The organism is Rossellomorea sp. YZS02, assembly GCF_033963925.1.
GTDB lineage: Bacteria > Bacillota > Bacilli > Bacillales > Bacillaceae_B > Rossellomorea.
Genome location: NZ_JAXBLY010000031.1, coordinates 15,957 through 36,747, shown reverse-complemented (window position 1 = coordinate 36,747; position 20,791 = coordinate 15,957). Strand labels below are relative to the sequence as shown.

21 protein-coding genes and 1 pseudogene are annotated in these 20,791 nt (G+C 40.0%); 15 read left to right on the top strand and 7 right to left on the bottom strand.

The window, feature by feature from the left end:
- Window positions 1-100 precede the first annotated feature (100 nt).
- From SLH55_RS21985 to SLH55_RS21975, 3 genes are read right to left on the bottom strand one after another with little or no spacing between them, the layout of a single operon-like run.
- Window positions 101-328: an S-layer homology domain-containing protein gene (locus SLH55_RS21985; RefSeq protein ID WP_320324472.1), complete on the bottom strand. Its 228-nt coding sequence runs from the start codon at window positions 326-328 to the stop codon at window positions 101-103.
- Between the two features lie 36 nt (window positions 329-364).
- A complete protein-coding gene (locus tag SLH55_RS21980) occupies window positions 365-574 on the bottom strand; it encodes an S-layer homology domain-containing protein (protein ID WP_320324471.1) in 210 nt (69 codons plus the stop codon).
- 33 nt (window positions 575-607) lie between these two features.
- Window positions 608-1,672: an S-layer homology domain-containing protein gene (locus tag SLH55_RS21975; RefSeq protein ID WP_320324470.1), complete on the bottom strand. Its 1,065-nt coding sequence runs from the start codon at window positions 1,670-1,672 to the stop codon at window positions 608-610.
- A 267-nt stretch (window positions 1,673-1,939) separates the two neighbouring features.
- Here SLH55_RS21975 and SLH55_RS21970 point away from each other — a divergent pair, with 267 nt between their 5' ends.
- The 9 genes from SLH55_RS21970 to SLH55_RS21930 all read left to right on the top strand — a co-directional run bounded on the left by SLH55_RS21970 (window position 1,940) and on the right by SLH55_RS21930 (window position 10,722).
- Entirely contained in the window at window positions 1,940-2,479 is a 540-nt protein-coding gene (locus SLH55_RS21970; RefSeq protein ID WP_320324469.1) for a glycosyltransferase family 2 protein, read from the top strand.
- Between the two features lie 51 nt (window positions 2,480-2,530).
- The gene (locus tag SLH55_RS21965; RefSeq protein WP_320324468.1) at window positions 2,531-2,890 is read left to right on the top strand and encodes a hypothetical protein; all 360 of its coding nucleotides are present in this window, start codon (window positions 2,531-2,533) and stop codon (window positions 2,888-2,890) included.
- 69 nt (window positions 2,891-2,959) lie between these two features.
- Window positions 2,960-3,526, top strand: a complete 567-nt coding sequence (locus tag SLH55_RS21960; RefSeq protein WP_320324467.1) for a YdcF family protein — start codon at window positions 2,960-2,962, stop codon at window positions 3,524-3,526.
- A gap of 278 nt (window positions 3,527-3,804) precedes the next feature.
- Entirely contained in the window at window positions 3,805-5,934 is a 2,130-nt protein-coding gene (locus SLH55_RS21955) for an S-layer homology domain-containing protein (protein ID WP_320324466.1), read from the top strand.
- Window positions 5,935-6,156: 222 nt separating this feature from the next.
- Window positions 6,157-6,780 (top strand): EndoU domain-containing protein, encoded by a 624-nt coding sequence (locus SLH55_RS21950; protein WP_320324465.1) that lies wholly within the window; start codon window positions 6,157-6,159, stop codon window positions 6,778-6,780.
- A gap of 12 nt (window positions 6,781-6,792) precedes the next feature.
- A complete protein-coding gene (locus SLH55_RS21945; protein ID WP_320324464.1) occupies window positions 6,793-7,140 on the top strand; it encodes a hypothetical protein in 348 nt (115 codons plus the stop codon).
- Window positions 7,141-7,287: 147 nt separating this feature from the next.
- The gene (locus SLH55_RS21940; protein ID WP_320324463.1) at window positions 7,288-8,559 is read left to right on the top strand and encodes a helix-turn-helix transcriptional regulator; all 1,272 of its coding nucleotides are present in this window, start codon (window positions 7,288-7,290) and stop codon (window positions 8,557-8,559) included.
- 291 nt (window positions 8,560-8,850) lie between these two features.
- A complete protein-coding gene (locus SLH55_RS21935; protein WP_320324462.1) occupies window positions 8,851-9,678 on the top strand; it encodes an ABC transporter permease subunit in 828 nt (275 codons plus the stop codon).
- A complete protein-coding gene (locus tag SLH55_RS21930; RefSeq protein WP_320324461.1) occupies window positions 9,679-10,722 on the top strand; it encodes an ABC transporter permease in 1,044 nt (347 codons plus the stop codon). It abuts the gene before it with no gap.
- Window positions 10,723-10,807: 85 nt separating this feature from the next.
- On the opposite strand, the gene SLH55_RS21925 is transcribed toward SLH55_RS21930, so the two are convergent.
- Window positions 10,808-12,262 (bottom strand): S-layer homology domain-containing protein, encoded by a 1,455-nt coding sequence (locus SLH55_RS21925; RefSeq protein ID WP_320324460.1) that lies wholly within the window; start codon window positions 12,260-12,262, stop codon window positions 10,808-10,810.
- Between the two features lie 220 nt (window positions 12,263-12,482).
- On the opposite strand from SLH55_RS21925, the gene SLH55_RS21920 reads away from it, so the two are divergent.
- Together SLH55_RS21920 and SLH55_RS21915 are read left to right on the top strand one after the other, a co-directional pair.
- On the top strand, window positions 12,483-13,385 hold the full coding sequence (locus SLH55_RS21920; protein ID WP_320324459.1) for an S-layer homology domain-containing protein: 903 nt from the start codon (window positions 12,483-12,485) through the stop codon (window positions 13,383-13,385).
- 370 nt (window positions 13,386-13,755) lie between these two features.
- Window positions 13,756-14,670: a hypothetical protein gene (locus SLH55_RS21915; RefSeq protein ID WP_320324458.1), complete on the top strand. Its 915-nt coding sequence runs from the start codon at window positions 13,756-13,758 to the stop codon at window positions 14,668-14,670.
- Window positions 14,671-14,773: 103 nt separating this feature from the next.
- Here SLH55_RS21915 and SLH55_RS21910 read toward each other — a convergent pair whose 3' ends face one another.
- On the bottom strand, window positions 14,774-15,136 hold the full coding sequence (locus tag SLH55_RS21910) for a hypothetical protein (RefSeq protein ID WP_320324473.1): 363 nt from the start codon (window positions 15,134-15,136) through the stop codon (window positions 14,774-14,776).
- A 237-nt stretch (window positions 15,137-15,373) separates the two neighbouring features.
- Here SLH55_RS21910 and SLH55_RS21905 point away from each other — a divergent pair, with 237 nt between their 5' ends.
- Window positions 15,374-16,075: a hypothetical protein gene (locus tag SLH55_RS21905; protein ID WP_320324457.1), complete on the top strand. Its 702-nt coding sequence runs from the start codon at window positions 15,374-15,376 to the stop codon at window positions 16,073-16,075.
- Between the two features lie 471 nt (window positions 16,076-16,546).
- On the opposite strand, the pseudogene SLH55_RS21900 reads toward SLH55_RS21905, so the two are convergent.
- Together SLH55_RS21900 and SLH55_RS21895 are read right to left on the bottom strand one after the other, a co-directional pair.
- Window positions 16,547-16,853: pseudogene (locus tag SLH55_RS21900) on the bottom strand (hypothetical protein).
- A 393-nt stretch (window positions 16,854-17,246) separates the two neighbouring features.
- Window positions 17,247-18,170 carry a helix-turn-helix domain-containing protein gene (locus tag SLH55_RS21895; RefSeq protein ID WP_320324456.1) on the bottom strand — a complete coding sequence of 308 codons (924 nt, stop codon included), beginning with the start codon at window positions 18,168-18,170 and terminating at the stop codon, window positions 17,247-17,249.
- Between the two features lie 418 nt (window positions 18,171-18,588).
- Between SLH55_RS21895 and SLH55_RS21890 the strand changes: the two genes are divergently transcribed.
- The 3 genes from SLH55_RS21890 to sipW all read left to right on the top strand — a co-directional run bounded on the left by SLH55_RS21890 (window position 18,589) and on the right by sipW (window position 20,748).
- Window positions 18,589-19,179, top strand: coding sequence for a CalY family protein (locus SLH55_RS21890; RefSeq protein ID WP_320324455.1), 591 nt, complete (start codon window positions 18,589-18,591; stop codon window positions 19,177-19,179).
- Between the two features lie 132 nt (window positions 19,180-19,311).
- Entirely contained in the window at window positions 19,312-20,151 is an 840-nt protein-coding gene (gene tapA / locus SLH55_RS21885; RefSeq protein WP_320324454.1) for an amyloid fiber anchoring/assembly protein TapA, read from the top strand.
- A 24-nt stretch (window positions 20,152-20,175) separates the two neighbouring features.
- Entirely contained in the window at window positions 20,176-20,748 is a 573-nt protein-coding gene (gene sipW, locus SLH55_RS21880) for a signal peptidase I SipW (protein ID WP_320324453.1), read from the top strand.
- Window positions 20,749-20,791 lie beyond the last annotated feature (43 nt).

The window sequence follows — 20,791 nt, the reverse complement described above, 5'->3', positions numbered from 1 at the left end:
TTTTACTTTTTGTAAAATTTCACCGGCTTTTTCATTTCAGAGGAGGGTTTTGTCCCAGCCTCTCTTTCATATGTTGGTGGGGCAAGGGATCTTTCCCACCTTATTTATTCAACACACGATACAAAATCACACTCGTTTCTGCTCTGGTGGATTGAGCCAGTGGATCAAAGTTCCCGCTACTTCGCCCATTGATGAGTCCTGCCCGTGATGCTTGGTAGATTTCTTTGGTGAATGTGGAGCTGAATTGGCTTTCGTCTTTGAATGTTTCAATGACTTCTGTCTGCACTAGTACGTCATGGTCTTCAACTTTCATGGCCCTGACGATCATCGCCAACATTTCCTGGCGTGTGATGTTCTGTCCAGATCAGAATGTCCCGTCCGTGAATCCATTAATGATGCCCATGCGGTGTGACGCTTCAATGTAGGCGGCAGACCAAGATTGTTGTGCTGTCACATCTTTGAATGTTCCATCTAACTTATCCGTTTGTAGGGACGGAGGGACAGGTTCCCTGTCCCACAAACAAAAAAAGAAGACGAAGGAATATTCCTCCGTCTTCTTTCCTGAATGGGACAAGGGACCTGTCCCCATGTCCCATTCATGTCCCACCTATTCTTCAAACTGATCTTCGTCAAAGTAAGGCATGTAGTTGTAGATTTTCCACTTGCCGCTTTCTTGATCGAGCTTCAGGTTGTAGGATCCATCCATTTTAGTAGTGAAGTCCATGTTGAAGTCTTCGCTCTTGTAGGTGAATCTCCCGGTCATTCCGGTCGCTTCGATGGTTAGGAAGCGGTCAGAGATGGATACGATATTTAATGAAAGTTTCGTGTCATCGATATCGACTGTGTATCCTTCATCAGCAGGGAAGTAGATCCCGCCAAGATCCCTTGCTTCCGCTAGATAGTATCCTGTTCCGTTTTCTTCATAGAGTGCCATCAGGTCATCAGACGCATTCGTTTCCATTAGGCTGTTCTCTTTGAGGATATGGCCTTTAAGGAAGTCCTTTACTGCTTCTTCATCAGGTAGGTTGGATTGTTCTTTGGTAAGACCACGGTGAATCATGACAATGGCCTGTGCCCTTGTTGCCAGGTTGAGTGGTTTGAAGGTCGTTCCAAACCCTTTCACAATTTCCGCTCCTGATGCTTTGTTGATGTAGTCGAATGCCCAATAATCTTTGCTGACATCAGAGAACTTCTGAGTAGCTGAGTTCGAGAATGGTACCGTTTTCTCGAAGGCCAGCACGATCATCTTTGTCATTTGATCTCTTGTGATATTCTTATTCGGTGCAAATGTTCCATTCGTATTCCCGTTAATAATCCCAAGGCTGCTCGCCGTATTTACGTACTCATAATACCAGGCCGATGATTTCACATCGCTGAATCTCTTTGGTGTACCAGTTGCTTCAAGTGAGAGTGCGTTTACGAGGATTTTTGTAAACTGTGCACGTGTAATATTGTCATTAGGCTTCACATACATATACATCTCTTCATCCATATAGCCATCAATAATATCTGCATTGATGAAGTCATTGATCTCTTCCCATGCCCAGTGATCTCCATCGATGTCCATAGGTATGTAGTGATCGATTGTCTTCCCGCCAGCGGCAAATGCGGATTGTAAAGGTAAAGCTACAAATGCCAATCCTAAACAAAGTAATAGTTTTAATGCTTTCAAGTGGTGTTTCCCCTCTCAAATTATGTTACTAACAGATTGATAATATTTCATTTATGTTAAATTAGCTATCAGAAAAAAATGGTAATTATGGTAATGTGATATAAATAAATACAAAGTAGGAAAATTACTTTTCACTTACCCATCATAAAATGGTTGTTCTTAATTGAGAATTTCATAGTTGGGTCGTGCAAAACACCGAAAGTCTTGATTGCTGTCACTATATTCTGATCTATATATTTGTATCCTAGATGAAAAGAGGGACGAGCGGTGAACGAATTAATCTCCGTGATCATGAGCTCCTACAATGAAGAGCTTGAGTGGGTGGATGAATGCATTCGATCCATATTAAATCAGAGCTATGAACATCTTGAATTAATCATCGTCTTGGATAAACCGGAAAATAAAGAGTTAGCCGAATTGCTTGTAAGCTATGAACAGAAAGATAAGCGGGTCAAACTCCTTATCAATGAAGAGAATATGGGGTTGGTCAGGAGCCTCAATCGTGCACTGGACCATTGCGGTGGTTACTATATTGCGAGAATGGATGCTGATGATCGTGCGTTGCCGACCCGGTTGGAAAATCAAAAAAACTACCTGGAACGCCATCAACTTGACTTTGTTTTTTCTGAATTGATTCTGATGGATGAAAAGGGCAAGGTATTGGTTGAATCGGATGGACAGGAGCTTGATGGGGATGAAATCAAAAGAAGGTTGAACTATACAAATGTGTCAACCCACCCTACCTGGTTTTTGAAAAAAGAAGTCTATGGATTGCTGAAGGGCTATCGTGAGGTTCCTTACTGTTAAGATTATGATTTCATCCTGAGAGCTGCTAAACACAAAGTGAAAATGGGGAAAATGAAAGAAAATGTTTTGATGTATCGATTAAGGGACAGTAGTATTTCGAAACGCTATATGTTGGAACAGTTCATGATTTCCCGTAAATTAGTTTTTTTATATAAACGTAACCAACTGGACGACTTTGCGGAACTTCTCCCTACCATTCATAAATGGAGTGACAGCCAATTACATGAAGATGAACGGAATAAATATATACTAGCCAGGGATACATTCCATAAAGGAGTCGGTCTCATTCAACAACGCCGTTTCATTAAAGGCTTCAACCGAATTAGTCGCAGCATATTTCTGAGTAAATACTTTATTCTAAGATCAATGGATGGAATGAGTGAGTATGTAAATCGGATGGTGGTGAGATAAGGCGCAGTCTCTCCTTCTCCCTAAAGGATTGATTTAACATTGAATAAAAGAACCAGGATAAGACTAGTCATGATCATCGTCGTCATATTCTTTGTATTCATTAGCTATTCCGCTTTTAGCATTTGGACCTTTGGTGTTAAAGTTCAATTAGTTAAGACGGATGTAGCTGTGGTACTGGGGGCTGCCGTTTGGGATGAGGAGCCGTCTCCTGTTTTACGTGAGAGGATCAATCATGCCATCTGGCTATATGAAAATCGGTATGTTGATAAGATTATATTTACTGGAGGCAGGGGTGACGGCAATCAGTTGGCGGAGTCTGAGGTTGCACGGGACTATGCTATTGACCACCGTGTTGATCATAATGACATTCTAATCGAAACAAAATCAGAAATCACTGAAGAAAACCTGAAGTATGCTTATGAAGTAGCAGCTGAACATAACCTTAATACCTTTACGATTGTAAGCGACCCCATGCACATGAAAAGAGCCATCTTAATGGCAAAAAACATTGGGATGGAAGCTTATTCATCGCCTACACAAAGTTCAGTATATAAGACATTGGAAACGAAAGTCCCATTCTTCCTAAGAGAGTTGTTTTTCTTTGCAGGGTATATTATTAGTTTGCCATTTAGATAGTCCGGCTGCAGAGCATGTAAATCAAGGGTAGAACCTCTTCCCGGAAAACTAGAAAGAAGATGGAGGACTATTCCTCCGTCTTCTTTCGTAACTGGGACAAGGGACCTGTCCCACAGGTGGAATTTACCAAAAAAAGACACGGTAATTTCCACCTATTTTTATGATAAAATTGCCAATGGTGTTTCATACCAGATTAGTAAATTTTATTATTATTCAAGAAAATTATACATAAATTACTAATCTCACATCTAGATCATTACATAAAAGGAGTTTGAGAAATGGGTCATTATTCAACACGAATTCGTAAGATACTTGCAGCAACTGCAACAGTTGCAGTCATTTCTGCAACAGCGCCGACTGCTTCGGCCTTTACATTCAAAGACGTATCAGTGAAGTATGAACTTGCTGTCGATTATTTGGTGAAGGAGAACATTACAAATGGTCTTTCTGAATCAAGTTTTGGCATAACTCAACAAATCAAGCGTGCAGATGCAGCTGTCATGATTGCAAGAGCACTGAACTTAGTAGGGGAAGAAGCACCTGATGCGGGGTTTAACGACGTTCCTGTACGTGCACAAAGCGCAGTGGATATTCTTAAGAACCATGGAATTATCAATGGGAAAACGTCAACTAGCTTCGGTTCGAATGATACATTGACCCGTGGGGAAATGGCAATCATCATTGCCAGAGCGTATCAGCTGAAAGGTGACGCGGAAATGCCGTTTACGGATGTTAACAGCCGCTACATGGAATACGTAAAAGCCCTTATTGCGAATGGAATCACTCAAGGGAAAACAGATACTTTATTTGGAACTGACGAGCAGATTACCCGTGGTGAATTTGCGCTATTCATTTATCGCTCAGAGTCGCCGTATAATCCAGTTTTGATAAAGGTCATTCAACCTGATGATATTAAAGCCCGTACATATATGGATGTTTCCCTCCCAACGACCGTCAACCTTCTCATGAGGGGAAATAACCTTGAAGAGAAAATGGTGGGCTGGGAGATGGTCGACTTCAGTGCCCCTGGAGAACACATTATACATGGAGAAATTTTTGGAACAGATTTAACGACATCTCTAAGAATTATCATTGAAACAACTCCTGAAGACGTCAATGCTCAAAAAGCGGATGAAATCATTGCGTCATTACCAGCAACGATTACCCTGGATGATGAAGAGAAGATTAAAGAAGCCAGGATGCTCGTTGATGAAGTTCTTCAACGAGGCAGCGAGGATATGATTAAAGGCCTTGCGACTCTTGAAAAAGCAGAAGATACAATCAAACTTCTTTATGCAATCAAGGATGCTGAAGAAGTCATCGCATTATTGCCGGAAACCATCACCTTGACTGATCAAAAAGCTGTGGAAGCTGCAAGGGAAAAAGTAAATAAAGTATATGGGATGAATACTGAAGCTGTTATCTCAACGATTCAAAAGCTGGAAAAAGCAGAGCACACCATCTTGTTGCTTTCACTTACCAACGAAGCGGAGGATGCAATCGAGTCGATCCCGAGTCCGGTTACGTTGGATGCTGTCGAACAAATTGCAACAGCACGCACTAAAGTGGATGAAGTATTGAAAGTGGATGCGAACGCTGTTATTAAAGGAATTGATATTCTGCAAAAAGCGGAATCTGATATTGGGCTTCTTAAAGCACAACGCCAGGCAGAGGAACTTATAGCTGCTCTTCCTGATCCGATTACTTTAGGAAACCGTTCTGAGGTACAAGAAGCACGAAAACTAGTGGACGCTGGATTACAACTTGATAAGAACATGACCATCGAAGGATTAAGCAAGCTTGAAGCGGCAGAGGTACGTATTCAAGAATTGCTAATCGAATCGGCAGAAGTAAACCTAAGCAAGAGTCAATTGTCGATGAATACGAATAAAACCTATCAGCTGACTGCATCGGTTACACCTTCGGAAGTCTCCGACGATTTAGAAATGACCTGGACTTCTGATAATCCAACCGTTGCAACTGTAGATGAAAATGGACTAGTCACTTCCCAGGCAGAGGGTTCTGCAGTTATCACCGTTCAACTGGAAAATGGTCAATCGGCTGAAAGCGTGATTGAGGTCACAGACCGGCCACAACTTCAGTTTAGCCACGGCTCAAGTCAAGTTAATAACGTCATTAAAAGCTTGAACATGTCCTTTTATAACTATAGCTCGAATAACGTTATCGTTAAAAAAGTAGAAATTTATGAAGGTGACACACAAAAATCTCAGTATACCGAATCTGAGCTGAATGATGCAGGCATAGATACAGATATCGGTTCCTACGAGAGGTTTTCATTAGGAATCACCTATAATTTTGGAGGACTACTAGCTTCCAACGGTGTCTATGTAATCTACACCGTACAATCAGGACAAGGAACATATGAGTTCAAGTCGATCATTAAGTAAGTGAGTTGGGACATGGGGACAGGTACCCTGTCCCAAAAAATTAGAGACGAGGGATGCGCCCCTCGTCTTTTTTTGTGTGTTTTTGTCTGGGACAAGGGACCTGTCCCTCCGTCCCAATATTAAGAAAATTTAATTATTATTTTAAGGGTAATTGAACTATAGTAAAGGAAGGGAATATTAGGCCTATATACCTCTGAAAAATTTTTAGGAGGTTCTTTTATTATGAACACGAAGTTGATGAGTCTTTGTTCAGTACTGTTATTATTAATTGCAATTGGGTTACCTACGGGGGTGGCAAATGCTTCATGCTTGGATAATCCTTTTGCTGTGAAGGCTATGCCACTTGAAGACATCAGTGTAGAAGCGGATTTTAGTGACGATGACTATGAAGTAACAATCGATAAAGACTATTTTGAAGAAGATATTATTGGGGATATATTTGAAGGTCAACCTGGAAATGATGGGTTCAACAATATAGAAGTAGTAACTCCTTCTTGTGCCGGGGGAGGTCCGGGAGGCGGAATAGGCGGAGGAAGACCGGGTGGTGGTGGATCCACTGTTAGAATCACTTTACCATCATATAAAGTGGTTAAAATAGATATAAACCACATTGCAGATCGTCATATGTATGGCGGAGTTTATTCAAAAGGAAGAGACCTCTTTCCTAAGAATATGACAAAATCTCAAGTGCAGTCAACGGTTAAGGATGCCTATAAAAACCGGTACAAGAAACTTCAGACACAGGGGAAAAACGTGAAAGTTAGAGGGAAGAGTCATAACATGACCATTGATATGTGGGTGAACACTTCAACGAAAGAAATCGAGACAGCCTATCCTATTTGGTAAAGGAGAAAAACCATGGACATCAAGTTAGTTGTAGATAATGATGGTATTAGAGAAGTAGATCGAAACAAGCTTGCAAAGATCTACTTTTTAGTAGATGGTGTTGCGTTTCCGGAAGAGGAGTGGGTGGACTTTAAAGATATTCTTCCCTGGTGGGAAAACGCCCTTCTTGCTTCAGATTCACAATCAGTCTTAACCTTACATTTTAAAGACGGCCCTTATAAGATAAAATGTCTGCGAAGTGATGGAGATCAGATGAGGGTAGAGTTTTTGAAAGAAACACTAGCCAAGGACGTCTTGATATTGAAAGGGAACACGACCTTCAGTACATTTATTGAGTTGATTCGTGTGAATAAACGTTAATAGGGTGGGACATGGGGACAGGTCCCCTGTCCCACAAATAGAAACGAATACTGTCCTCATCTCTTTTGGGGATGGGACAAGGAACCTGTCCCTCTGTCCCTTCCTGGGGTAGAATAAAAATTGGAGGGGGTGGTCAATATTCAACATATGTCATATGGCCATAAGGTACGGTATTTGCGAAAGAAGAAGCAGATGAAGCAGGAGGATTTATCGAGAGGGATTTGTTCGGTTTCGTATTTGTCCAAAATCGAGAACGAAATTTTGCAGCCCAGTGATGAAACGATTGAATTATTGTTAAACAGGCTTGGTTATATTGAAGATGCGAATGCTTTGACTGAAATACAGGGTCGGTTGTATCAATGGAATAACACTTTCATGACAAGGGATGTGGAAGAGTCTGATAGGCTTTATCATTATTTCGAGGGAAACGATTTTAGTAATGAAAGTATTCAGCTTGACTATAAAGTGCTCCGTATTCGGTATGATCTTCAGCATGATAAGATTGCCCATGTTAAGAAAGAGCTAGTGGATTTAACTGAAAAAACCATCGATATGTCTTTAAAAACGAGATTTTATTTCTATAAACATAGCGCCTATTATTTTTATCATGTAGGGAAATTTGATGAAGCGGTAAAACAGATCTTTGAATCCCAAAAGTTTATCGCCTTCTTAGATCTCTCTTCTATTGAACTGGCAGATTTCTATTATACTTTTTCCTTCATGAACAGTAAGAATGATAATACCAAGACGGCTGTTAAATATGCTGAAATGGCTTTATCCCACTTTCAAGCGATCTATATGCTTCATAAATGTGTCGACTGCCATATACTGCTAGGCATCTGTCATAAGCGGAACTTCTATTACGACCTGGCACAGGAACATTATGATACAGCTCTTTCTCTCGCGGTAAAAATTCATTATCATGAGATGGTTCCTCCTATTAAACACAACCTGGGTAGTCTATACAGTATAGCGGGAAAAGATGAGCAAGCTCTTGGGTTATTTAAGGAGCTATATGAGAAACAATCAGACTTTCAATCATATAATAGTGCCCGTATCGTCCTTTCCCTTGTGAAAGAATATTGTAAAGCTGGAAGGATGAATGAAGCGGCTCAGTGTCTCGACAAATGCTATCGCTTTGTTCAAAAGGATCCATCTCTCTTATCACTGCGTGCAGAGTACATATTTTATCATTTGTTGCTTGGTGGTGAATATAAGAAGTTAGATCGGGAAATGGAAAAGGTGATCATACCTGAACTTACGAAACAAAATAAATATCTCACTTTATCTAGCTTCTGCGACTACTTAGGTGACTACTATGTTGCGAAATCAGGATATAAGAAATCTTCTTATTACTTTCAGTTGGGGAAAGAATATATAAAGATGTCATTGCAGAATCATTTAGGTATGAAAGTATAAGTGGGGAGACCGAAGTCACACTCGATGGCTACGGTTTTTTTGTTGTTCAAATTTATGAAGTGATCTCTTTTGATATAACGAAAATAATCTAAGAAGAGACCTTTCTTTGTTCAAAAAATTGAATTTGGCATAAAGGACGTTGAAGGGACAGGGAAATAAAGTAAAATATAGGGTGTAGGAGTTCCTTATTAACCGACTGTATCTTGGACCTGATCAGAACAAATTACTTTATCCAAAAGAGGTGATGCTTTGCCGGTTGTTAATAGAATTTTGTCTTTCGTGTGGAAGATCGTGTCATCGTTAGCCGCAATCACTTGTATAAGCTGTATCCCATATTTATTCAATCATATTACACTTGATCTTTCATCCTATTGGCAAAAAATACTCGAATTGCTGACGAGTATATCCTCTTTGCAGGAGTTGGAATTCAGTACAGGGAGGAATGTATTCAGACCAATCTTCCCGACCATCCTCCCGCCATTGGCAGAATCATTGATTCTTGTTGGAGGGTCGATTATTTTATCAATGTTTATTTCGATCATCATTTCTTTCACCATCGTGAACTTCAATCGAAAAGTAATCAGCACTTTTCAAGAGATCTTCACGTATATACAGGCCGTGCCGGATATTTTTTACATACTTGTGTTACAAATCCTGGTCGTATGGACGTATCAAAAAACCAATATACAATTCTTGAACTTTGCTTCTTTTGGAGAGGAACAGGCGATTTTTCTCCCGATTCTCTCTTTGAGCATTACCCCAACGATGATTATCACAAAATTATTGATATCCCAAATCCTCGAAGAACTGACAAAAAGCTATGCCACTCTGGCTTTGGCAAAAGGGATTTCGTTCCGTCGAATGATCTTGGTTCATGTGTTTAGAAACACAGTTTATTCCCTTTTTCATTACTCCAAGACGATCATCCTTTTTTTCCTGACGAACCTATTAATCGTGGAATACTTGTTCAATATACCGGGCATCATGTCGTTCATTCTGCAATACCCTTATCCTGAGGTCTTCTTTGTTGGGATTTCTTTAATCTATTACCCAATCTTTCTTCTCTTTCAGTGCTATGAACTGTTTGTTCCACATGTGATTAAAAAGGGGGGATCCTGATTGATTCGACACGTATTCAAAGATAAGCGATTTCTGATTGGATTTCTATTTATTGGAGTGCTGCTGGCTGCGAGCCTATTGAACACGATGCTTAACGATGGTGAGATCAGACAGAAGGCAGCGAAGTACGAAAACGGTCAAATCGTTGAGACCGCCCCTTTTAAACCGTCTTTAGCGTTTCCCTTAGGAACAGACGTGAGCGGAAATGATTTGCTGCATGTGATTGTGGAAGGGGCAAAGTATACAATAGGCATTTCCTTTTTTATTGCTTTATTGCAAATTACCCTGGGGGCTGTGATTGGCACGCTATTCAGCGGCTATCTCACCAAAACACTCAAAGTAACAGAGCATTTCCTCAGTACGTTTTCAGTCATTCCGATTACACTGATGGCCTATTTTGTTCTCATCAACGTTCTCTCCATGCCTATTGATGGGTTTGGTGAACCGTTTTATAAAAGGGCATTTTTTGAAACGATGATCCTGGTGTTATTACCATTACCAAGCGTTATTTTATACATAAGCAAAGAAACCCAAAAAATCCTTAACACAGAATTTGTACTGGCTTCCAGAACGTTAGGTGCCGGTACATTGCGGATCCTATTCTTTCATGTATTGAAACATTTAGTGCAGAAACTCATGATTCTCTTTATTCAACAGCTGAACCAAGTATTGATCATTTTGGCACATCTGGGCTTGTTGAAAATGTTCTTCGGAGGGACGGTCATTGATTTCTCACCTTTACAGGATCCTCCTAAAACGTTGTCCTTTGAATGGTCCGGACTGATTGGTGATTACTTTGAAACACTCTATATTCATCCGTTCATCGTCCTTGTACCGATCACGTTCTTTGCCTTAACGATTGTATCGATCAATCTGATACTGAATGGATTGGAGAGCGTATATGAAGCGTCATTTCAGAAGGGGATGGATGGCAAACGGAGAAAAGGTTCTATAAGGGAAATAAAAAAAGAGAGACATGTACATGATGAGGATTTTGTTCTGATAAGTAGGGACAGGGGGGACAGGTACCGTGTCCCAGAATAATACTAAAGGCGAGGGGGAATTCCCCTCGCCTTTAGTTGAAGTTATGTTGAGATAGATGGGACAAGGGACCTGTCCCTCTGTCCCATTATCTTACATTATAAGAAGCCACATACCCCTTGTACCCCGTTCGCTGTACTTCAACTGGATACCAGACAAATTGATTTTTTGAGTTGGGGTCCTTGTCGTAAACAGGTGCTGCAAGGATCTTCAGCTTTTCTGTTGGTTGCAGTGCTGTTCCTTTAGACTGTGTTGTCGCATCTGCACGAAGAGTGGTTCCGACATGGACGACCTGATCACCTGGTTTGAAGTAATGTCTTGACGGTGTGTAGTCGGCATAGTAATTATAATGATCCTTTTTAAATACAATATTCCAATTCGTATCGTCACCATAGTGGAAATCGTCGACAGTCATTGGAATTTGGAAGATCTGTGGAGTGACTTGTCCATTTTGATCCATATCCCGATACACTTTCATTTGATAGGAGTCAAAGTTATGATCCCCGGTTGCTTTAATGAATGGGCTATTCACTGCGACTGCCCCGTTATATCCCATGATGGCAAAGTACCAGTTTTCTAGATTCATAGGATCTTGATCACCTATGGTTGGCAGTGAAGCGTTCGAGTATTTAGAAGCAAGGATTTCAATCCCTTTTTCGATATTATACGTGATGTCATACTTTAATTTTTCTTCATCCACACCGGATTCGAATGGCGGAGTGATTTGCATGATCCCGATGCCGCCATCATTACTGATGATCGGTTCACCGTTTGAATCGAATTGCTTCCAGCCGTTGCTTTCTACCGAAGCGATACTCTTCACGACTTCTGGAGGTACAATTTTACCTGATTCAAGTGACGCCTTTGTGATCAAACAATTGACAGTTTGATAGTCAGGGTTTGTTCCTGACTCTGGATCATAGCCACATGCGTCGACTTTCAAACGGAAGTCATCACTGACTGCCCTTGCTAAAAAGGCCGAGAATTGAGCACGAGTGACCTGTTTTTTAGGCTGAAAAGTGCCGTCTGTATACCCTTCTGTAACGCCAAACGAAATAATTTGACGGATGGAGCGGTAAGCTTTCATTTGAATCGATACGTCACTAAATGGAACAAGGGCCTCATCCTTCATATCAAAGGCTCTTGCAAGAAACATTGCCATCTGATCTCGTGTGACTGTCTCTCCCGGTCTGAAGGTGTTATCACCATATCCGGAAATAATTCCATTTTCATAGGCTGTTTGGATATAGCCGGAACCTGTAGTGGATTTACCTACATCCTTAAAGGAGGATTCCCTCGGCGCATCACTATAATCAAGGACACGTCCAATCATAATCGCTGCTTGGGCACGGTTCACAGCTTGCCCGGGTCTGAATTCACCATTCTCGAATCCCTGAATGACTCCTTCGTTATACAAATACATCATTTCATCATAAAAAGTCGTTCCCTTATGTATATCGGTGAAACCTTGAGCACTGGCCGATGAAGAAGCTACACCAAAGAACAATGCGCCAATCAATATAATACGAAATACATTTTTCATATTCACTCCCCCTTAGTACTAGCATAATAGAATTGTAAGGTAATTGGAAGGGGTGGGACGGGGGGACAGGTCCCTTGTCCCATCACACTCTTTGAAAACTGTCATTTCCATCATGCAACGCAACTCGTTCTTTTTACCTATTGAAGAATAACAAATCCTCCCATAAAATGTAATGAGTGTTACAAATATTACATTTATATTACAGATAGGAGAATATACTATGAAAAAAATTATGACTGCTTTGGCTATATTGATCATGATTGGATCCATGGTCAATACCACCAGTAGAGTGGCAAAAGCTACATTCTTTGATTTGAATGAATCTCATCCATTTTATGACGAAATTATGTATCTATCAGATCATAATATCGTGAGAGGGACAACGGTGAATGCATTTCATCCACAAGATAAAGTAACGCGTGCGGCAGCAGCTACAATGATCGGCCGTGCTTTAGGATTAGATGGATCTAAACGAACGTCTTCCTTCTCAGATGTAAGCAGTCAGAGCTACGCAGCCGGCTATATTGAATCTGCAGTAGAAAAAGGGATCATCAAAGGATATTCAGATGATACGTTTAGACCTGATGCCATTGTCAATCGTGGAGAAATGGCGATTTTCTTGGCAAGGGCATTTGAATTAGAGGAGCAAATCGACGTCGATTATTATGATATTTATAAGAAGATGGCTTCTTATGAGTCTATTAAGAAAGTATCAAAAGCGGGTATTGCTCAAGGGTTGAACAATGGGTTTTACCTCCCTTATCAGGACATTACCAGGGCGGAATTCAGTGCATTTTTGGCACGGGCATTAGAACCGGAATTTAAAGTCGAATTCAAAAAATTTAAAGAGCCTTCGGTAGTAGTCGAGTATAAGAGGGTAGGCAGCAGCCTGGTAAGTGTGAACTATCCAAATTGGTCGACCTTCACAGTGGAACCAAGCTCCACAATAGTATTTAAAAACATGACAAAAGGTGAGCCGGGGTATGTTGTTGACTGGAGCGGAAACGCAGTGGCTGATTATATGCCGATGAATGGTATCCTTTTAACAAATACCAGTGGCACGTCCCATATTCAAGTAGGTGGAGGTCTTACCAGACTGGATTACTATATTGAAGTAAAATAGTTGGATGGAAAGAAGGCAGTTTAGACACTGCTTTCTTTCCTATTATATAAGAAGAATATCAAATTTGAGCTCTTGCGAATTTATTGCTCTCCTAGAATATCAATCTCCTTATAAAAGTCATCCACAATCGGATACATATCCGGTTCTGTATGATAATATCTCCCATCTATTTTTGTTAGAGTAAACTGGAGCATAGGTTCATCTTGTTGAAACAGTGTAATGGCATAGCACCAGCCGTTCCTTTCTTCTTGATTTTCATCTGGTGGGACACGGGGACAGGTACACTGTCCCATAATTGAGGTTCTGATTAGGGTCATTATAATTAATAATTCCGGGACAAGGGACCTGTTCCAAAAGGATGGTGTGTTTCATGAAGGAACTGATTATAGAAGTATTAAAGAAGCCATGGATAAGAATACTCCTCGTCTTCATCCTTGTGTTTGGACTGGTGGAAGTGGTCACGGATCTTACGAAAAGTAAAACGGAATCCATGCATAATTCAGTTGGTGGATATTCGGTCACTTCTATACAAACATTTGGCGGCGTGGTAGATGCGGGAAGTTATAGAAGGGGAACAGGTAAAATTTTTAGTAGGTCTACCAGGAGTCCTTATGAAACGGGGCCAATTGAGGTCATTCCTGGCGAAGAATATGTACCTGAAATCCCTGGATTTCTACAAAGAATCATGACAAAAGAGGGCTACACGACGGAAGTTACGCTAGAAAAGGTCAATAAAAGTGCTGAAAATCCAATCGTTCTCTATTCTAAAAAGACGAGCGACATGAAAGACTTCAAGGTGAAGATTCCACCCCCTCATGGAGCTCTCTATCGATATACCCTCACTGTAAGGGATGGGGATGGGAAGTTTCGGGATATTCGCTATGACCCGCTTTATGCTTCACTAAAAGATTTTAATGTGGCGATGAATGTAGAAAAGAACAAATACCACCCTGAAGAGTTACTGACGATGACCTTAACCAACTGGGGACCAAACCACCTGTCATATTTGAATGAGTGGAAAATCTACCGTTTCGTAGGGTGGAAATGGGTGAAGGTGGATACATGGGGCCCACCAGAGAACGTTGCCCCAGTAGGCAGGGAGCCAACTGTCTATTATCCAGAGCATGCCCTTCTAAAAGGGAGATCTATCATGCTTGAGCCGTGGATCACCAAAGCCGTTAAACTCAAAAGAGTGCCATTAGTACCCGGTACCTACAAAATCACAGGTACATTTGGTACCAGCACCGAGCAATTCACACTCGAAGACAGCTTTATCGTGGATTAAACTGGGACGGGGGGACAGGTACACTGTCCCAAAATGAAAAAGACGGGGGATTAGCCCCTCGTCTTTTGTATATGACTCAACATGGGGGTGCGATTGTATTCTATTACTCTTCTACCTTATCAAGGTTTTCATAAAAGGTATTCACAATCGGGTAAAGATCCGGTTTCGTATGATAATAGTACTCATCCACCTCGTTCAACGTAAATTGGAATGTCCGTTCACTCTTTTGATACAGTGAGATGGAATAACGCCAACCGGTTCTTTTTTCTTGATTTTGATCCGGAATGAACTCAGTGTCCTTTATTTTTGCAAGAAATTCTTTTACCCCCTTCTGATCGGATATGGTTTTTTCATTTCCCGTACTACCGTCCACTAATGTTATCTTTGTTACATCCTTAAGTTCTTTTGGGTAAAATTCAGTTAAGGTTTGCGTTTCCAATCCACATCCGGTCAAAACGAACAGCATCAAAATAATCGTACCCAATACGTTTTTCAGTTAAAACCCTCCTGCCATAAACACTATATAAATAGTATATTCGAGACTTCATTTGAAATCCCTTTTTCTGGGACAAGGGACCTGTCCCCTTGTCCCACGCCTATTTTCTACAATATGTCTGAAGATTTTTGACATGTTTCACGGGAGGTGAAAATGGAGTGGGTCAAGAATTAGTATTATATTGAATCCATTTTAGGGAGCGATTCTATGGCTGATCTTACGAAGAAACGATTTCGGTATATAAGTTATATCCTTTTCATTGCGGGGGTTCTTTCGATTACACTGGTCGCGTATTTCCTCGTTCAATCACTCCGGGAAACTCTGTATCAAAATCGTTTCGATAAGCAATATGACTTCATTTCATTAGAGGAAGACGGAGATGTATATCCTATTCAGGTGTTTCATGGTGTCAAACTGAATACATTTGTAGAGGAAGAAGGTAAGAAGAAAGGTAATATTATCTTTGAGATAAAGGATGAAAAGGAAGCAGAATTGAAAGGGTATAATGTCCCTTCTGATTCTGAAGGAATGAACGACTTTACTGAGGCAATTCAGTATAAAGAGGTGGTAGAAAAGGAGACGGGTAAAGAGTCATTTATCGTAGCGATGAGACTTTCCCCTCCTACAGAGAAAATCAACTCAAATCCCATAAACTATCGAACCTATAGTATTAATGAAAACGGAGTGATAAAGGAAAGTAACTTTACGACCAAGACGAAGACAAAATTGGAAACTCAATGGATAAGGGGGCTTACAGGGGAAAAGGTTGGATATTATTCGAATCTTCCCTATCAAAAAGGTGGGGCGGTCACATTGATTTTTCTTTTTTTATTCGGGGTTGCTTCAGGCTTAACCGGCATTTGGTTGAGGAGAGGTATTCTTACCGCTGAAAGGAAACAAGCTGCGTAGGGAGCGGGAAACGGTTCTCATGCTTCCTTTTGGGGCGTATTTAGATGGTTTGGAAGCAAAAGACCCTTCCCTGTACAACCTTTGAATCCCTTATTATGAGAAAGGAAAGATGCCACAATGAAAATTTTAGTTTACTTAATGACAGTCTTCATTCTAATCTCTTTGATGTTAGTAACTCTGCCGTTTTTGGCTCAGTCCGTACAAGATGTTTCTCCAGGTTTATATATGAACATATACATGGACCCATCCCTTGTCTTGATTATTGGCATCTGCTGCTTATTGGCTCTACCTATAACATCCACACTGCAAAAACGAAATGTTACCGTAAAAAGAAGAAACATTACTCTTTCTATACAAATGCTTTTACTGGTTTCTTTAGTGCTCGTACTTTACTTAAATATGAGTGATTTAAGTGAGCTTATGAATCGACCTACTTATGAATGAGATGGAGTGGGACAAGGGACCTGTCCCTCAGTCCCATTCTCTGGATGCTTGATCTGATTTTGCAGCATTAATCATGAGAAATATCGCTGAAATGATATGCATGACCATGCCTACAAATGGAATCCAGCCGATGCAGGATGTGATGATCCCGAGTATACTTCCCGTTGTGGCGCCTTTATCCCTGATGGTAAGAATAAGCGTAGTAATATAGGACAAGCATGATGACTAATGGAAACCATAGAAACCCGATGATGATGGAAGCCCCGAGTAAAGGGATGCCTAGAACGGCTTCAAAAGCCCCTGTCGTCCACTTTAAAATCCTTGATGTGGATATTGGAATAACCTCCTTTTATAGTAATATTTTCCTGTTTGTTATAACATAATATGAGAGACTTACAGATATTTGTTTTAGCATAAGAAAGATATTGTTACATCGTAAAGAGTGCTTGTCTGCTAGGGGAAATGGGATTTTCAGAATGATCTTAGCGCATGAATGCTGCTATTTTAAACAAACGTTTGATTAACGAATGCTGAAGCTTACATTTAAGGATTATCCTAATTAAACAGGTGTTTAACTAACTTTTGCCCGCTTATATTAGTCAATATTATTGATTTAAATAATCGACATTCACTTCTGGAACTCCTTGTATTTCATAAACCACACTCACACATCAATTATCATTTAAAATACATTTTATTTACTTTTTATGGTGATGAGCTAAAGTGATTATTGCACCCCGTCAGAACCGAAAGATAGGCTTTGCGCTTTTAATTTATCCTTGATTTCTCTTTTTCTCTCATCCAAAAAAGAAAGGTAACGCTCATGTTTATGTATTTCGAACATATGGATGGACTTATCTATATACGGCAAAGCCTTTTGGTATTCCCCCATGCATTCTAAATTGTATCCGATATGATAATGAAGTTCACCAAGACCCCATAGATGTTCCTCTTCAAGGCACCATTTAATGGCTCTTTCGCAATAGTCCGTGGACTCCTCAAATTGATTTAATCTGCTTAGTACTCTTGCCGTATTGTAATATAATCTGGTCTTAATTGATTTATCAAATAGTTGTTCAGTATGATTCATGAGGATTTCAACCTTCTGATAATGGGGGAGAGCCTCTTCGTGGTTATTTAAAAGGGATTCCCAACTGCCAAATGTCATGAGGATCTCCATTTCTCTTTCTGAAACCGCCTTTTTTTGATTGGCGGTCAGTTCATAGGTTTGTTGCAGTAATTTAAATGATTTATCCGGATCTTTTTCAACTTCAAACAGGTAGATCGCCTTATGCCAATGTAGTAGTTGGAGTTTCTCATTATCTTTATAGAAGAATGGGTTCTTTTCTTCCGTTTTGACCACTTCCATCATTTCTTCGTATTTTCCATTCAATCTAAGGATTCTTAACTGTTTTTCAACTTCCTTTATATAATCAAGGCGTGGAGTAGTCCCGATTTCAAAGAAATAGTTTACATCCACTCCGAGCTTCAAAGATATCTGATAAAGGGTAGTGGCACTTGGATAAATATCCCCCTTTTCAATCCGGCTGACGAGCGCCTGGGTACATACCCCTTCAGCTAAATCCCCCTGAGTTAAGCTGACTGCTTTTCTTAATTCTCTTATTTTTTTGCCGATGACGGAATAATCCATTTTATGACCTCCACTGAACGAATGTCCTTATTCTATTTTATCAGAGTTGAGGCATGGGTTTATAACGAATTCCATCCATTTTTTATGCCCGTGTGTTACTCCAACCCTAGAACATTTAGTCATGGTTACTAATAAATTTAGTGTCCTCCAAAAGAATAAAAATCCGGCTGCCTCCTCTGCAAAATCGTTCATTATAAAGTTTATAATGTTCGTTATAATAAATAAAAAGATAAGAAATACAGAGGAAATCTGAGATAAATCATGATTTTTGTTCTTTTTAGCGAATAAATAACCGTATTTGAGGTTTTTCAACCTGTGACATATGTCTTATAATTCGAGTGTAAGGTTCGTTAAAAAGAACAAAATGAACTTTGGAACGAACCGGATAATAAGAGTGAAAACGAGGAGGAATTTAAAAATGGGTATTAAGCAAAAATTAGGTTTAGGCGTAGCTTCTGCAGCACTAGGATTGGCATTAGTTGGGGGAGGTACATATGCGTATTTTAGTGACAGTGCAGAAACTAAGGCTACTTTTGCTGCAGGTACATTAGATCTTAGTGCAAATCCTACAACAATTGTTGATGTAAGTAACATTAAACCTGGGGATACAATGCTACGTTCGTTTGATTTAGTAAATGGGGGTACTTTAGATATTGCCTCTATCGATTTAATAACAGACTATACTGTCAAAGGTAATGGTAATAATACAGATGATTTTGGAAAGCATATTCGAGTAAATTTCTTAATAAATGCAGATAAACTAGATGCACCGATTTGGTCAACGACTTTGTATGATTTAAAGAATATGTCACCTGACGTAATTGAGGGGAATTTTTGGAGTGGTTGGTTCGCTGAAAATGGAGGAAACCTTGCTGCAGGAACGTCAGATAAACTTTATGTTCAATATGAGTTTGTTGATAACGGGCAAGACCAGAATCAATTCCAAGGGGATTCTCTAGAGCTTAAATGGACATTCAATGGTATGCAGGGAGCAGGAGAAGCTCGCTAATACAAACAATGAGAAAGGTGGGTCCCCACCCACCTTTCTTCTAGTAAATATACAAAATAATTTCTTGAAGAAGTCAGGAGAACCTTGCTTCTGATTTCTTCAAGAAATTAATTTACCACATATCCAAAGGATGTGATCTCCATAAGATACCCAAGAACAAAAAAACACAAAACCTCAACAAAAAAATGGAAGCTCCTTTGCCAGCTAATGGCCATCTGGTATGCCACCACCATCACTACTTCATTTATAGACGGCAGCACGGGAGCCTACTTTAATGACCAGGATCATGTAACAGGTGTCATCACCGCAGGAACCTGGAGTATCTGGGATAAAAGTTCATTGACCTTCCCTGATAAGGAGGATAGAACAGTAAGTGCTTGTTCTCCGGTAGATATTTCAGTCAGAATTATGAATACAGGAAGTACAATGGAAGGTAACACAGAGTTCGCAGTATACTATGCGGATGCAGGAAATCCTAAGGACGGAAGCAGTGTATTTCATGGAGATATCGAACCTATTAAAGAGGCTGAAACGACGACGTTGCAAGCTAATATTAATCAATCAGGAAACTATAAATTTAAAGCTCTACAGCGCCCGGGTCATTCAAATAAAGAAGACATCCGACAAGAATTATGGAGTGAAACAATAACGGTTAAATGCGATCAAAAGGAACCAGAAAAAGCTGGAGATGATCCGAATCCAGATACACCAGGGAAGAAAGAAAAAGACAATCAGGAAGTAAATGTTCCTGCTCCTACAACTAAACCAAATGAAAAGAATAATGAAGAAAAGGCTACACCAAAGGAAGAGGATGAACCTGAACAGCCTGCAGTTCCTGCCGAACTAGAAATGAAAACGGAAGAGCAGGCAGAGGTGGAGGCGGCAAGTGAACAAAGTCAAGAGCCACCAAAGAAAGAAGAAACAGCAGAGTCTACCCCTTCTCCAGCAGAAACAACTAGTACACAAGAGTAAAATGAACAATAAGGATGATGAAAAATGAAATTAGCAAAGAAAATATTGAGTACAAGTATTACCGTCGTTTTATACGTTGTCTTGTTTATGATGATCTTCGTCGTTGTTTCCTCCAAGGCAGCAGGGGGAGAACCTCAATTCTTTGGCTATCAGATTAAATCGGTATTATCAGGTTCGATGGAGCCAGGTATTCAAACAGGATCAATTATTGCTGTAAAACCCGGTGGAGATATGACTCGTTTTAAAAAGGGAGATGTTATCACCTTTAAAGAAAAAGAAAACATCCTTATCACTCACCGGGTTTTAGAAGTAACCAAAAGCGGAGAACATGTAATGTATAAAACAAAAGGAGATAACAATGATGCTCCTGATCTTGAACCTGTATTATCTGATAATGTAGTAGGCGAATATAAAGGTTTTACAATTCCATATATAGGATATTTCATGAACTTCATGAATTCTAAAAATGGCGCATTAATGTTCATCATCCCGGGTCTCTTACTCCTGCTTTATTCAGGAATTACGATTTGGAAGGCTATTTCAACAATTGATCTTTCATCAAAAAAAGAAGATTCCATTGAAAAGAATGTATCTTAAATGCTTCTGAAGAGGCCGGGTATAATTCCGGACTCTTTTTTTG

Coding starts and splice junctions, on each gene's coding strand:
- SLH55_RS21985 (WP_320324472.1), bottom strand. CDS start 328: ATGATCGTCAGGGCCATGAAAGTTGAAGACCATGACGTACTAGTGCAG.
- SLH55_RS21965 (WP_320324468.1), top strand. CDS start 2,531: ATGAAAGAAAATGTTTTGATGTATCGATTAAGGGACAGTAGTATTTCG.
- SLH55_RS21960 (WP_320324467.1), top strand. CDS start 2,960: ATGATCATCGTCGTCATATTCTTTGTATTCATTAGCTATTCCGCTTTT.
- SLH55_RS21955 (WP_320324466.1), top strand. CDS start 3,805: ATGGGTCATTATTCAACACGAATTCGTAAGATACTTGCAGCAACTGCA.
- SLH55_RS21950 (WP_320324465.1), top strand. CDS start 6,157: ATGAACACGAAGTTGATGAGTCTTTGTTCAGTACTGTTATTATTAATT.
- SLH55_RS21945 (WP_320324464.1), top strand. CDS start 6,793: ATGGACATCAAGTTAGTTGTAGATAATGATGGTATTAGAGAAGTAGAT.
- SLH55_RS21940 (WP_320324463.1), top strand. CDS start 7,288: ATGTCATATGGCCATAAGGTACGGTATTTGCGAAAGAAGAAGCAGATG.
- SLH55_RS21925 (WP_320324460.1), bottom strand. CDS start 12,262: ATGAAAAATGTATTTCGTATTATATTGATTGGCGCATTGTTCTTTGGT.
- SLH55_RS21920 (WP_320324459.1), top strand. CDS start 12,483: ATGAAAAAAATTATGACTGCTTTGGCTATATTGATCATGATTGGATCC.
- SLH55_RS21915 (WP_320324458.1), top strand. CDS start 13,756: ATGAAGGAACTGATTATAGAAGTATTAAAGAAGCCATGGATAAGAATA.
- SLH55_RS21910 (WP_320324473.1), bottom strand. CDS start 15,136: ATGCTGTTCGTTTTGACCGGATGTGGATTGGAAACGCAAACCTTAACT.
- SLH55_RS21905 (WP_320324457.1), top strand. CDS start 15,374: ATGGCTGATCTTACGAAGAAACGATTTCGGTATATAAGTTATATCCTT.
- SLH55_RS21895 (WP_320324456.1), bottom strand. CDS start 18,170: ATGGATTATTCCGTCATCGGCAAAAAAATAAGAGAATTAAGAAAAGCA.
- SLH55_RS21890 (WP_320324455.1), top strand. CDS start 18,589: ATGGGTATTAAGCAAAAATTAGGTTTAGGCGTAGCTTCTGCAGCACTA.
- sipW (WP_320324453.1), top strand. CDS start 20,176: ATGAAATTAGCAAAGAAAATATTGAGTACAAGTATTACCGTCGTTTTA.